A 13648-nucleotide genomic window follows, 5' to 3' on the forward strand; every position below is an offset into this window, starting at 1 on the left:
CCTATTCTTGGCCACGCTGATGTATATTCTCCGCTACGGCCGCCAGAATATCTTCACCCTGGAAGCCGAGCTCCTGCATGCCGCGGATAAAACGGTCCAGCACATCCTGTGCCATTTCCTTCTTGATGGTCAGAATCGTCTCTTCTCTTCCGGTAACATATCTGCCCATGCCGCGGCGGGTCTCCACGATTGTCTCACGCTCCAGTTCCTGAAAGGTTCTTTGTACCGTATTCGGATTAATCTGCAGTTCTGCGGCCAATTCACGTACTGAGGGGATTTTGTCACCGGGCTTCAGCTTGCCTGTGATGATCTCCCCTTTGATGTAATTCATGATCTGAAGATAAATCGGCTGGTTGTTATCAAATTCGATAACCATCAAGCAACATCCCTGCGTCTGAAGACCGCAAATCCCGCGAGCAGGAACAACGCCATATATATGCACAGCAGCACAATGGAGAAGTTCAACGTCATTCCCGGCATCGGCGCACCGCCATCTTTATAAGCTGCGAGATTGAGGTTCGGGAAAAGGAAGTATTTATAGAAATCACGGTAGATGATGATTTTATCTATGGTAGTGGCAAAGATAGTCGCACCGATCGTTACTCCTGTTGATCGGGTCAGTATTCCAAGCATAAATCCGATCGTGGCATACACGATGCAGTATACGGATGAGTACAACAGTGAGGTAAGGATATCGCTGAGTCCTGAATCCCCTCCGCTGAGTCCAAAGAAGATCATTCCTGAGACAAACAGCGCGATTGTCGCAATCAGCAGCATACTCAATGAATAGAGCAGTACGGTTACATATTTAGAGGCCAGTATCGCAGTCCGGCTGCGGGCCCGGATCAGCAGAAACTTGATGGTCCCCTGGCTGTATTCTTTGGACACTATCCCAGCTATCCCAACAATGACGAGGATCACCAGCACCTGGCCGATTCCTGTAGGCAGCAGTGAGTCTGCTGTGAATTCCGCCGCGGAGGCATACGTATCCGCCCCTGCCACCGTGTGCACAATATAACCTATCACAAATACCATTAGCACCAGAAGGGCATATGGAACAGTAAAGCTGCGTTTCTTCGATATTTTGAGCCATTCATTCAGTACGAGCTGATTAAATTTACGCAATGCGGTTACCCCCTGTCCATTTCAGGAAATCATCTTCCAGGCTCTGTTTATTCTCGGTAATCCGGTATACCCCAACCTTGGCTTCACTGAGTGCAGCCACAAGCTCCGGAACATTCCTGTCGGGCAGGCTTACATGCAGCTCGGAGTGAGCTTCATCTGTCCCGGTAACCTCCACACCCTGCAATGCTTCGGCAACAGTACGCGCGTTCCCGGCATTATCCACCCGGATGGTAAGGGCTACTTCACTGCGCGCTTCCGGCGCCTCTGCAAGCTGCGTAACCGTTACAAGCTTCCCGTTCTGAATTACAACCGCGCGGTGGCAGATCTGTTCAATCTCGGCCAGCATATGGCTGGAGATCAGTATTGCAATGCCCTCCACCTCGGCAATCGTGCGCATATAATCGCGCATTTCCCGGATTCCGGCGGGGTCCAGCCCGTTGGTCGGTTCATCCAGAATGAGCAGCTTCGGCGAATGCAGCAGGGCCTGGGCGATGCCAAGACGCTGGCGCATACCCAGCGAATACGCTTTTACTTTCTTATCCATCGCTTCCTGCAGTCCAACCAGCGCCACAACTTCATCAATCCGCGATTCTCCGGCCCCGTCACTCATCCGCAGATACTGCTTCAGATTGTCATAACCGGTCATATGGGGATAAAACTCCGGGTTCTCGATGATCGCTCCGATCTGCGAGATGGCCCGCTTGAAATCCTTGCGTATGCTGTGCCCATGAATAAGGACATCTCCTCCGCTCATTCGGATAAGTCCGGTCATCATGCGGATGGTGGTCGTTTTACCCGCCCCGTTCGGACCCAGCAGTCCGATAATCTCCCCTCTGCGGATATCGAAGCTAAGGTTATCTACTATTGCCTTCCCTTTTATCACCTTGCTGACGCCTTGCATTTCCAATACGGTTTCTTCCTTCATGGGGCCTGACAGCCCTTGATTACGAGTGGACGAATTCATGACAGCCTCCTTGTGTAGTACGGGATTGTTATTGTTTCCAACTGCGCATTTAAATTATTGTATCTGTGTGTTAGTTAAATAGTACACTAGACATTTCAATCTGTAAAGCCCGTTTGTGAATTTTTTCCTTATCCTCTCCGGAAACAGGCTATTCACGCGGGGGGTTTAACCATACCAGTCTTCCAAAGCAATCATAGAATAGTATTGCAACTGACAGTATCGCACTGCATTTGCCATTCCAGCTTCGAGGAGGAGTTCGCATGGACAAAGAGGTTCATATCTCACAGACTTATCCACGGCTGACGGTGTACAGCGAAGAAAATTACCGGGGAAGAAGCAGAATTTACAGGGGCAATCTGGGTATCCGTAATACAGACAATATTCTGGACGGAATCGAAAGTCTCCGTTTCTTCTCCACCAGCAGCAATGCTACGCTCGTCCTGTTCAGCAGAACCCGGTTCAGAGGCAGCTTCCGTGTACTTCGCGGGAACCACAGCATCCGTGATCTGGATGACTTTATCTCCGGCAACGATGTAGAGTCGATTATCTCAACTAACCAAAGGCTGACCCTGGCACAAATCCGCAGCATCCGCAGCAGCGGAAATCTGCCTTCGGGTTACCGGCTGATCTAGTAGCATCCGCAAGACAAATAGGGCACCCTCCGGTATCACCCAGCCGGAGGGTGCCCTATTTGGTTGTTCAAGGCTGTTAGCCGGACTGTTATTAACATTCAAACTGTACGGCATCACTATTAGGTAAGAGACAAATTCAAGGCCGGCAGGCAGTAAAGAAAAATATCCGCGGACTGAACAATATTATATGTTAGAAATGTCAATAGTATCCGGCAACGCTTGAGGAGGATTAGGATAAGCATGCTCAATCTAGAAATATATCCACCTGAATTAAACGGATTGGTTCTATCCGCCATTGGCCCCTTTCAAGTCATAGCTAATTTAAGATTAAATAGCGTAAGGACAGGAGTCTGGAAGCTTAGTTCAGACACCGGCAACAAATGTTATTACTTAAAAACCTATACCAGAAAACAAAGATGGCATCCGGAAGTTTTTGCTTATACTCATTGGACAGGTTACTTGAAGCCGTATGTACCAGAGCTGATCAGTTCCTTTGAGGGCGATGAATGGCAAGCGATATTGATAACTTCGATTAATGGGACAATCCTGAGAGAGGCGGAACTAAGTTCCGCAGCTAATGAAGCTGCTTACCTTAAGGCTGGCGAACTTACAAGAGTCTTACATCATTCAGAGAATGGCCGTTGGTTTGGCCGCCCCGATAAGAATGGAAATCCAATTGAGTTATACCATAATGCAGACCCGGTTCAATATGTATCCAATTCAATTATTGATATTTGTAAGCGCTGTACTCAGGAAGGGTTGTTGCAATCTTCAGAGATCGAGTTAACCCATTGGGCTCTTCAGAACACTCAAATTTTTGAGCCTGCTAAACCAGTCCCCATAAGCTGGGATTCTACACCAGGGAATTGGCTGGTTGATAACAACGGTATTTTCACCGGAATGATTGATTTTGAAAATATGTTATGGGGTATTGATGTGGATAACTTCTCCATTCTATTCGGGCGGTATTTCAAAGATAATAAACGTGCTATGAAAGCATATTTTGAAGGCTATGGAGCCGAGATACTTAAGGAGAGGAATATAGAAGTGCAAATCTGCTGCATTAAGATGGCAATTGGCGATATATATTGGGGCACCCTCAACAAACAGCCGAACGTCATCCATTATGGCAGGGAGCTTTTACATAGAATTTATGATAATAATTTATTATAAGATTGAACGCAGCCATAAAGACCCGTAAGAAGCTCTCTCAGCTTAGTGTCTTTCTTACAGGTCTTATTTTTTATGCGCTCGCTTATAAGCAAATAGAATTCCAGCTACAGCTTCCCGCCCGACATCTGAAGCACCTCTGCCGCGAGCACAGGTATCTGCTCCTGCAGCACATTCACTTCATCAATGCCTTTCCAGTAACGGGTGACAAAATGAAGAAAGACGTCGACCTTACGCAGCAGGATCAGCGTCGGAATCGCTGTGAATTCTTCTGCGGTAAGCATGATCTTGCGGCTGAAGCCCCGCCAGAAATCACGGATAATCCGCTCTTCCTCTTCATGGCACAGCATTCCGGACAAGATGACCGCAGCCTCCATGGCCCGTACATCCCAGGTACAGAACTCAAAATCAAGCAGCGCCGTCACCTGCGCAGCATCCTCCGTATCCACCAGCAGGTTAGAGGCATTAAGATCGCCATGCACCAGCTGGTGGGGTAACTCCTCCAGTTGCTCCAGTGAGTCTGCCACACCTTCATAAGCCTCAACCAGCACTTTCAGTTCGGGCAGCAAACCCTGGAGAGGTTCAGGCGGATTCAACAACAGGTCGCGGAGCGCTTCCCGGGTGCACAGCGGGTACGAACGCCCCAGCTCATAGTAGGGCCTGTATACAGGAGGGGTCTCCGGCTTCACATCAGCGAGCACAGCAGATAATGTCCCGGCAGCCTCACCGAACGACTCATAGAAGCCGGAATCCTGTTCAGCGGGAGATTCACCATCAATATAGCCGAACAGGCAAGCGAACTTTCCTTCTTCAAGCTGGACCATCGTTTCCCCTGTGGAGGTAAGAATGGGAACGGGGGTTTTAAACGGCAAATCCAGTATAGCCAGCTTCTGCAGCACGGCATGCTCGAACTCTATTTTATTCCGGTCCCTATGTGTATCATAGATTCTTAGTACAGCGCGGCGGGCGTCCTTGTCCACGAAGTAGGTGGTGTTATTCCAGCCTCCGCTCCGCTTCCTTAACGTTCCATTCCACTCCGGCCAGGCCTGGCTTACAATGTTATTCATAGGCTTGTGCCCCTTTCTCTTTTTTTGTGCTGATATGTAACGAATCTTCCGCAGCCGGGTCTTATCTATGTAAGGTGGTGAACCGAGGAAATTACGCAAGAAACGTTTGTCAAAGCAGTGAAAAATATTAACCAGTTCAAAGGCAATTGTAAAATCAGTGTCTGGCTCTGTCAAATCGCTAAAAATACCTACTTCACTTATATGGAGAAGGAAAAACGCCGGGATCCCGCTGAGCCACAGGAAAAGCTGCAGGTAATTAAATCGCGAAAATTCGCAGAGCTCGGGCTTGGCAACAGATATGACACCATAGATCTCGAATTATTAAACGCTAACGGGACCAACCCCTCCACTCAAATCAAAGCCATCTATTATGGCCCCAAGGATAATAATCCGATCCTTATCTGGAAGCAGGGCATGGATCTTCCTCCCGCAACTGCAGCCGTTGAAGCCCAATTCGCAGAACAGAATTAACTGTTAGTGAGCATATTCTGCCAAGCTGTGGTTTTTCCGCTATAATGAAATTCATATTGAAATATGCAAAGGATGGGATACTTATGGACGCAACTGTTACCAAACGCTGGCTGCTGGCAAGGCTCTATGAGCCGGAGCAGACCATCATCGACTGCCGCTTCACCCTGGGCAAACCCGAAGCAGGCCGGGAGAGCTACGAACAAGAGCATATTCCAGGCGCGGTCTATCTCGATCTGAAGCTGGATCTGTCCAGTCCGGTTACCGAACACGGCGGACGCCACCCGCTTCCCGATCCGGAGGTGCTGGCGGCACGGCTCGCGAAGCTCGGAATCGGGAACGATTCCCGTATCGTTGCATATGACGATGAGAGCGGCATGAACGCTGCCCGGCTGTGGTGGCTGCTGCGCTACCTCGGGCATGAACAGGTTTTCATTCTGGAAGGCGGCTTCAGTGCCTGGAAGGCTGAGAAATATCCGGTGACGGATCATCAGCCGGTGCGGGTGCCGAGTACTTTTACGGCAAATCTGCAGCCTCATATGCTGGTGGATGTTGAAGAGGTTCGCCGCGTGTCGGTGAAGACGGCTGGTTTCGGGACTCAAGATGGGGCCGATACCGGGAATACTGCTGGCGTTGCCGCTTCGCTCTCGGCTCTCCCTATCCTGATTGATTCCCGCGCGAATGACCGTTATCAGGGTATGAATGAAACCCTGGACCCGGTCGGGGGGCATATCCCCGGTGCGGTCAACTACTTCTGGAAAGAAACGCAAAACGCGGGCGGCAGCTTCAAGAGCGCCGATGAGCTTGCGGAGCATTTTGCCGGAATGGACAAGAACGCGGAGATTATCGTCTACTGCGGGTCCGGCGTAACCGCCTGCCCGAATGTGCTCGCGCTGGAGAAGGCTGGATTCAAGAAGGTGCGGCTGTATGCGGGAAGCTGGAGCGACTGGATTAGTTATGAGGAGAATCCGGTGGCTACTGGGGAATAATAAATACGACGAGCCCGCGCTAAGCGCGGGCTCTTTGTGCTAGAGTTATGGCGATGCAGGGTTCGTACAAAGTACTAGGAGGTATCTCAAGTCAACAAGGAGTCAACCACAAGCTGGAGAAAGCATTTACAGCGTGGTAACGGCGATACTCCGCCGGACTTTACATCGTGGAGGCATTACGGCTGCCAACTATCAGATGTAAGAACGCAATTTTCGCTTTGGCGATTCCTGAGACGGAGGAGCGGAAGAGAACCAAACATACCGCCTGTCCAATGGCTATTGCTAACTCTTGGACCCATTATACTCAACGGCGTAAGTGCAAGAAACGTGCTAGTATGTTTATGCCCCTAATAAACTTCCAATAAACAATTCGATAAATTTAACTTAACTCATGAAGCAACATAACTTTCTTCTTTTTCAATAATAAACGACTTCCTGGCTAGTAACCACTCTCTGAGAGGACTTGTATATATTCAATCCATGCCTCAGCTTTAGATGCTAAGTCTACAATCATATGAAGACCAATTGTTGTATCTTCATCTCCAATTCTAGCAATGATATCGTCAACATACTTATGTGCATTATCAACATTTTGGATCTCGTAAGCAGCTCTTTTAATCTCATTGTCAAGCGAGGCAATATCTTCAGGTAATGTAATAATCAAATGATAGCTTATCGGTAGCGTCAAGAAGTTTGTCTCCATTTTGAATAATAGTCTGTCTCCCTCTGACCTTCTCATGTTTGCCGCGTCCCTCCTATGGAAATAATCATACTGATGAGATGTGAATCAGATGAGATGGAGCGGATACTTTGAATAAAATTACTAGCTATCAATTATTCACAATCACTTTTATTTTCCAGCTCGGAACGACCATTATCTTTGGCTTTGGAGGTACGGCTGGCCGGGATGCATGGATTGGTGAACTGATTTCCAGTGCTCTGGGAGTAGTTATTATTCTCGTCTACACCACCTTAATGGGGATGAACCCGGGGCTCTCTCTAGTCCAGTGGTTTCCCGCACAATTTGGACGCTGGATCGGGACACCTATAGCATTTGTATACCCTCTTGTGTTTCTGTATTTTGTGGGACGTATTATTGCGGATATTAGGGATATGGTTTCAACAACCCTCTTAAATAATACACCGCTTATACTGATTACAGGGTTATTTGCCCTCATCATCGCCTTTTGCTTATATGGTGGCGCTCAGATCATTGCACGACTGGGAGAATTATTCCTTCCCATTGTTATCATCATTTTCAGTATTGAGATTATCCTTCTATTTGGCTCCGGTGTCATGCATATCAAGAATATACAACCTGTTTTGGAAAACGGGTGGGGACCCATCTGGAACGTTGTTTACCCAGGCGGTGTCACTCAATCCTTTGGGGAAGCCATTGTTCTTGCCATGTTCTGGCCTGAAGTCAAAACCCCTTCAAAAGTAATGAAGATTACAGTTATTTCCACAGTACTGTCAGGAATCATGATTGCCTGTTTGGACTTGTTTGCGATTTCCGTTTTTGGGGGAGTGTTTTCGCGGTTTCTATATCCCCTCTACACCTTATTGAGTTTAATCAGTATCGGAAAATTCATTGAAAACCTGCAGATGTTTGGTGTTCTGTATTTTTTAATGACAGCATTATTAAAAAGTGTCATATATATGTTCGGTGCGCTAAAAGGGATTCAGCAATTGACCAAGATGAAGAGTTATCGTTCACTGATCATTCCGTCATGCCTCCTCTCATTAATTCTGGGAATGACCATGTCCAAGAACATCACTGAGCATATTTATTATCATCATTTTAAAATATTGCTTCCTTATGTGTCGGTACCCTTGCATTTAGTCTTGCCAGCGATCCTGCTCACCGTTACTTGGTTTCGGCAATTCAAGAAATGACAAACTTCATCGTTTTATTTCGTCATCCATCAAATGTACCGATGGTCCTGTTACACCTATCCGCCGAACCGTCAAATTTGCTTTTACTGATACCTCCGCCTTTGAAAACTCCATATCCCAGTTATTTTTCAAGGATTTCCATAATGATGAATTTTCATTGTGAATGGAATCCCCGAATCCAAAGATATCAGTTCCATACTTTTTTTGCACTTTGGTAATGGTCCGCAGCACCGATTCTTCAACATGCTTGTTAAATGTGTCTTGCATAAGATTTATATTGTCCATTTTTGTCAGATCCAGTCTCGTGTTGTTTTCCCGTATGGCTCCTTGCCCTGTTAACGTAACAAGGAATTTTATATGATCACCTTGGATAACAGGCTGAATCTTGCTCCCTAACTTATTTACCTCCAGACTAGCGTTTCCGTTTTCTTCGGGTATTTGGGCCGAAATAGTAAGCTTCTGTAAATTCCCGGTTACCCATCGCATAATTCGTCCTTCTGTGATATCCAAGAATCCTACCAATTTCAGCTCTTGACTAAAAATTGCGGTTCCTGCCAGGTGAAACCCCTCCACATCATTCCTGCTGGATTGATCCTGATGCTCGCCTTCTTCTTGCGCGCCATTGTTCAAGCCCGCTTTAATTAATGGAACAGTCGGACTGGTTCCTTTGCTGCTTGCGGATATTAAAAAATGTAAAAACCCCATTTCCATAAGCGTACCCATCTGGTCAAATTCTCCTAAGGCTCCGAGACCGGGTATTGTTTCTAGCGGATATGATATGTTTAAAAAATCCCGTGCAGTGCCTCCCTTGACCACAAACAGATCGGTCCGCAGCTTGAGGTTCGGATCCCGGGTATACGTATCCAGTACATCCTTAATCCCGTGTCTGGCCATTGACTCTCCAATCACAATGACCCGCCGGTGACCGCGGAATACCTGCCGGGACAGCTTGGTCTGCATCTGCTGCACGGCATCAAGCGTGTTCATGCCAGAGCTGGTTACGACAAAAAAGGGATTATTCTGACTTCCTCCATCTTTACCTCCACTTTGTCCACTGCTAATTTTCGACGGAACGATGGCCTGAGCACTGATCACTACGTCATTATTTTGCCCTTTATCAATCCCCCAGGCGAGTTCTATCGCAAGATCGTTTACCTCTGTACTGTCCCAACAACCTGAAGTAAATAGAAGAGAGATGAGCAGACAGGAAGAAACTATCCGTTTTCTATTCATTTGTCTCCCCTCTTTCGTTTTGGATGGGGTTGCTGGCCTTCGGGAATGCGGGTTCTATTAGGCCCGGAGAGATATGCCGGACGCCGGTTCATACTCCATCTGGGTGCGCGGATGATTACATCCTTCAAGCTCCGGAGAGTTTGTGGAGCGACCGGACTCATATACGGAACACCAAATGAACGCAGACTTAGAAGATGGATGATCAAAATAAATAATCCGCTGATTATCCCGTATAAACCCAGCAATCCCGCAAAAATCAACATAGGAAACCGAAGCATCCGGTATGCAGTTCCAAAATTGTACCGGGGAATGGCAAACGAGGCAATTCCTGTCGTAGCTACCACAATCACAACAGGGGCTGATACAATGCCTGCTTGCACAGCAGCTTGTCCAATGACAAGTGCCCCCACAATGCTTACCGCCGAACCAACGGCCTTTGGCATACGAATGCCCGCTTCACGTAGTCCCTCAAACATAAATTCCATCAATAATGTTTCGACAAAGGTTGGGAAAGGGACGCCCTCTCTGGAATTGGCAATACTAATGAGCAGGTTGGTTGGAATAAGCTGCTGATGAAACGTTGTAAGTGCAACATATAAGGACGGAAGCAATAGTGACATATTTACCAGCGAATAGCGGATGAACCGAATGAAGGTCGTATAAATAGAACGTTCGTAATAGTCTTCAACCGCCTGTAATCCTGTCCAAAAATTCATCGGAACGATCAGCACGAATGGAGTATTATCAACGATAATGGCAACTTTGCCCTCTAACAGACTTGCGCTAACAACGTCAGGACGTTCGGTATTTTGAATTTGCGGAAATGGAGACCAAGGAACATCTTCGATAAACTCTTCAATGAAACCCGATTCCATGACCCCGTCAATCTGGATTTGCTTGATTCGGTTACGGACTTCCTCAAGGACAGTATTCGAGACAACGCCATGAATATATGCAATGACGATATCCGTCTGAGAATATTGCCCCACTGTAATGGATTCCATTTTGAGCTCTGCACTGCGGATGCGTCTGCGGATCAGGCTTGTATTAATTCGTAATGTTTCAGTGAAGCCATCTCTGGGTCCACGGACAGAGACTTCAGCTGCTGGTTCTTCAATACCCCGTTTCTCAAATCCTTTCAGATCTGCAACTAAAGCTTTGTCCTCTCCCTCAACCAGTATGGTGATATTCGCCTTTAATACGCCATCAGCCACATCTTTTACTTTAGAAACCGTCTGGACCTGTGAGATGGCTACAAGCTGCTGTTGGATGATTCCCCGTAGCTTGGTAACGCTATTCAACCCGTCCGGATTTTCATCATAAATGATTGGTTGTAGCACAACTTGATCCAGGATTTTGGTATCGGTTAATCCATCTAAATAAATAAGCAGTATTTTGGGGCTGATGCTGATGGTCCGAAATACGATATCAGAGCAGTCCTGGAAAATTTCTCTCAGCATCTTCTCATTAATCGCGAGTTCAGTGCTTAATTCTGTATACCGCATAGTTCCCCTCCATCCTTTCAAGAAATTCCTAGTTTAAATTTCCAATGTTTATCGCAGAGAACTGCTTCAAAATATGGATCGCCTTAATTGACTCTGCTTCTTCGCAATGAATAATCAACATGACTAATGCATTTGTACCAGGCGGCCTATTCTTCACTCTATTTCCGGCTATAAGGAAGAGGATCCAACCGGTGAACACTCCTGCCGCTAGTCCGATAAGCCCCCAAAGAACGGGTCCCCACCTTAATTCAAATCCGAAAGAGGCGCCCAGGACCGCAAAGATGGTGCCCAGGATTGCTGCTGGATCAATTGCGGCAATTCCCTCGGCCCGATGAATGGAATCGGACAGCTTCGTTCTTTGGGTTGTTGGTTCCATTGGAACAGCAGCAATGTTTTCTTTACCGAAACCATTCTGCTCTAAAGCCAGAATTACCAATTCCAGATACACAGAAGACTCAAAACAAGAGAGTACATGCAATTAAGTTTCCTCATTTCCTTTCGAGCCAAGCAGCTCAAAGCTCCGTGGCTGTACATTTTCCCGGAGAAATTGAAACTGCTCTAGCTCGAATAATTTATTTTGCTCAACCGCTATTATGTACGCTTCATAAGCTGCAAAACAAAACATCGACGGATAGTAACAGAACCATTCCGGATCTAGTACAGCCCTTGCTAATTCAAAGGAACCGTTAATCGTATAGATACAGGCTTCAACGAGATGTGAATAATAAGCAATAACAATACAACTCACGAAGAGAAATGAACCGCTCATCAATTTATGTAAATAGAGATGACCCAATCCCGGAAATAATAAGGACCATACCAGAGCATACTGTGGCTGCCGTTTATCCAGCATATTCAGGCTCACACCCTTCATATTGAAAACTGTGACGGGTGAATTCTCATTTTGGGCCAACAGGAAATGCTTGTTCAGATCGATTGTTTTGTGATAACTGTCCCATATGCAATAGATATAGACTGGAATATATAGTAGCACCCACCTCGGGTTCAGTATGTCTTTGGCGACATCAAACCTTCCGTTAAAGGAATACACCATCGCTTTATTGATCCCGGCACCGTTATTTATGACGATTTCCCAAATAATCAGCATAAACCCCTTCAAATAAAGCCCGAGGTTCAGATGACCAAAACCTGGAAAAGCCGCTGACCACCATGCGATGACCCAAGGGTTCCTTAAATAAATTTGGTTAGTATTGAATACCGCCATATAGCTGTTATATCTGCGGATGCGCTTTGCTTCCTTCTTCTGCTCCATCTGGATTGCCCCCGAGTATAATCTTCTTATACTTCTTTACTACGCTTACTCTGCCAACGAACCCGTGAGAATGCCATCCGGTACAAGCTTAGATGAATACTCATCAGGAATAAGTAAATGGGGAACGAGTAACTTATGTGGTAGCCATGCTTGTAATGGAACACGCCAGCTTTTACAGCCAGCCATTCAAACCCGATAGACACTAGTGCCCAAAAGAGAATATACACAACCGTCATGATTTCGGACATCCGCAGCCGCTCATACCCATAAATAAACAAGTATCCAAACGGCGCATACATGAAATAAGAGAATAAGTCAATCCACTCGTATGTTGAGTTGTCCCCCGCATCATATAGATCAAACGGCGGGATCGCGATCGCATGGTCAAACATAAGTCCAAAAGTGACGCCAATAAGCAGATTAAAGGTTGCTTGGGCAGGTGAAAAGCGCCGGGGAAGCAACCAGACTGCCGTCAAACCAATGACAGCCATCCCAATGACAAACCACTCATTCCCGTTAAATTGATTGTCATAAACGATTTTTTCCATCACCGAATCCATCCTTCCTTAGTAATCATTCGTTGAAAGAAACGCCCCGTCAGCAAAGTACAGCTCATTAAAGCAATGATCATCACCGCCTCCATTAAGAAATTCCATCCGGTATAAGTAAGTACGGAGTACCAGCGAAGCATTGCTCCAATGAACATTTGGAACAGAAACCCATAGGCAGATATTCCCCAGCGCGTGCTGGCTTTGGAGGCAGTTAGAAACACATTCACATAGGTCAGGAGAATGAAAGTGACAGTGATATCATTTTGCAGAATCATGGATAGAAAGTGGGGGATACTGCTTGTATTTATTTCGAACAGCTTAAAATTGAAAGATAAGAGGGTCAATTTATTAGTAAGTAAAATTTCAATGACCATAACCAAAAGGAAGTTGGCTGCCAGCGGCAGTTTATTGGGCAGACTGGCCATGACCCCAATAGAGAACCATGCGAGTATGAGGAATATGACAATTACCACTACAAAATGCCTCCGCTTCACTGTTAAATTTGATTTCTAATTTCCCCTTTATTTTGGTGACTTATGCATGCTGAGCGTTCAACCCTGCTCCGGTATAACCGCTGGCGAATAGTTACCATGAAGAGCCCGTGCCTGGCACGGGCTTTTGTTACTTTCTAGCCAATTAGAGGAGAAATCCATCTTCGTAGCCGCACTTTGTATTCGGTTATTCGCATCCTCCCTGCAATCTTCAGTATTCAGTCAAAGGTTATAGTAATTAATTGATTGTCTAATGACATAATCTATGGTATCAATTGTAAGAC

The 13648-nt window shown here is 46.4% G+C and carries 16 protein-coding genes; 5 read left to right on the plus strand and 11 right to left on the minus strand.

All coding sequences use genetic code 11. The features are described 5' to 3' along the window. Position 1: 1 nt before the first annotated feature. The 3 genes from NSU14_RS15805 to NSU14_RS15815 are packed head-to-tail and all read right to left on the minus strand — an operon-like array spanning position 2 to position 2089. Positions 2–376 (minus strand): GntR family transcriptional regulator, encoded by a 375-nt coding sequence (locus tag NSU14_RS15805; protein ID WP_039306026.1) that lies wholly within the window; start codon positions 374–376, stop codon positions 2–4. Further along, the gene (locus NSU14_RS15810) at positions 376–1125 is read right to left on the minus strand and encodes an ABC transporter permease (RefSeq protein ID WP_042136893.1); all 750 of its coding nucleotides are present in this window, start codon (positions 1123–1125) and stop codon (positions 376–378) included. Before NSU14_RS15810 ends, NSU14_RS15805 begins: the two co-directional genes overlap by 1 nt. After that, positions 1118–2089, minus strand: a complete 972-nt coding sequence (locus NSU14_RS15815) for an ABC transporter ATP-binding protein (protein ID WP_042136891.1) — start codon at positions 2087–2089, stop codon at positions 1118–1120. Before NSU14_RS15815 ends, NSU14_RS15810 begins: the two co-directional genes overlap by 8 nt. Positions 2090–2349: 260 nt before the next feature. Between NSU14_RS15815 and NSU14_RS15820 the strand changes: the two genes are divergently transcribed. Next, entirely contained in the window at positions 2350–2721 is a 372-nt protein-coding gene (locus tag NSU14_RS15820) for a hypothetical protein (protein WP_042136889.1), read from the plus strand. 240 nt (positions 2722–2961) lie between these two features. Beyond that, a complete protein-coding gene (locus tag NSU14_RS15825) occupies positions 2962–3894 on the plus strand; it encodes an aminoglycoside phosphotransferase family protein (RefSeq protein ID WP_076244863.1) in 933 nt (310 codons plus the stop codon). A 104-nt stretch (positions 3895–3998) separates the two neighbouring features. Here the strand turns inward: NSU14_RS15825 and NSU14_RS15830 are convergent, their stop codons facing one another. Then, positions 3999–4958, minus strand: a complete 960-nt coding sequence (locus NSU14_RS15830) for a phosphotransferase enzyme family protein (RefSeq protein ID WP_340946125.1) — start codon at positions 4956–4958, stop codon at positions 3999–4001. 90 nt (positions 4959–5048) lie between these two features. Between NSU14_RS15830 and NSU14_RS15835 the strand changes: the two genes are divergently transcribed. Continuing rightward, entirely contained in the window at positions 5049–5429 is a 381-nt protein-coding gene (locus NSU14_RS15835; protein WP_340948952.1) for a sigma factor, read from the plus strand. Positions 5430–5512: 83 nt separating this feature from the next. After that, a complete protein-coding gene (locus NSU14_RS15840; RefSeq protein WP_340946130.1) occupies positions 5513–6415 on the plus strand; it encodes a sulfurtransferase in 903 nt (300 codons plus the stop codon). Between the two features lie 439 nt (positions 6416–6854). Here NSU14_RS15840 and NSU14_RS15845 read toward each other — a convergent pair whose 3' ends face one another. Continuing rightward, the gene (locus tag NSU14_RS15845) at positions 6855–7154 is read right to left on the minus strand and encodes a hypothetical protein (RefSeq protein ID WP_076244857.1); all 300 of its coding nucleotides are present in this window, start codon (positions 7152–7154) and stop codon (positions 6855–6857) included. Positions 7155–7225: 71 nt separating this feature from the next. Here NSU14_RS15845 and NSU14_RS15850 point away from each other — a divergent pair, with 71 nt between their 5' ends. Further along, the gene (locus NSU14_RS15850; protein WP_076244855.1) at positions 7226–8311 is read left to right on the plus strand and encodes a GerAB/ArcD/ProY family transporter; all 1086 of its coding nucleotides are present in this window, start codon (positions 7226–7228) and stop codon (positions 8309–8311) included. A gap of 6 nt (positions 8312–8317) precedes the next feature. On the opposite strand, the gene NSU14_RS15855 is transcribed toward NSU14_RS15850, so the two are convergent. The 6 genes from NSU14_RS15855 to NSU14_RS15880 are packed head-to-tail and all read right to left on the minus strand — an operon-like array spanning position 8318 to position 13346. Next, complete coding sequence (locus tag NSU14_RS15855) at positions 8318–9544, minus strand: Ger(x)C family spore germination protein (protein WP_076244853.1); 1227 nt, start codon at positions 9542–9544, stop codon at positions 8318–8320. Then, positions 9541–11049 carry a spore germination protein gene (locus NSU14_RS15860; RefSeq protein WP_336100529.1) on the minus strand — a complete coding sequence of 503 codons (1509 nt, stop codon included), beginning with the start codon at positions 11047–11049 and terminating at the stop codon, positions 9541–9543. Before NSU14_RS15860 ends, NSU14_RS15855 begins: the two co-directional genes overlap by 4 nt. 28 nt (positions 11050–11077) lie before the next feature. Then, positions 11078–11527, minus strand: coding sequence for a hypothetical protein (locus NSU14_RS15865; protein ID WP_340946138.1), 450 nt, complete (start codon positions 11525–11527; stop codon positions 11078–11080). Beyond that, complete coding sequence (locus tag NSU14_RS15870; protein ID WP_042136872.1) at positions 11528–12322, minus strand: hypothetical protein; 795 nt, start codon at positions 12320–12322, stop codon at positions 11528–11530. Between the two features lie 26 nt (positions 12323–12348). Further along, a complete protein-coding gene (locus NSU14_RS15875; RefSeq protein WP_340946142.1) occupies positions 12349–12870 on the minus strand; it encodes a hypothetical protein in 522 nt (173 codons plus the stop codon). Continuing rightward, the gene (locus tag NSU14_RS15880) at positions 12870–13346 is read right to left on the minus strand and encodes a hypothetical protein (protein ID WP_231575370.1); all 477 of its coding nucleotides are present in this window, start codon (positions 13344–13346) and stop codon (positions 12870–12872) included. The genes NSU14_RS15875 and NSU14_RS15880 overlap by 1 nt, the downstream gene beginning before the upstream one ends. Positions 13347–13648: the final 302 nt, after the last annotated feature.

Source organism: Paenibacillus sp. FSL R10-2771, assembly GCF_038000205.1.
Classification (GTDB): domain Bacteria; phylum Bacillota; class Bacilli; order Paenibacillales; family Paenibacillaceae; genus Paenibacillus_AQ; species Paenibacillus_AQ phytohabitans.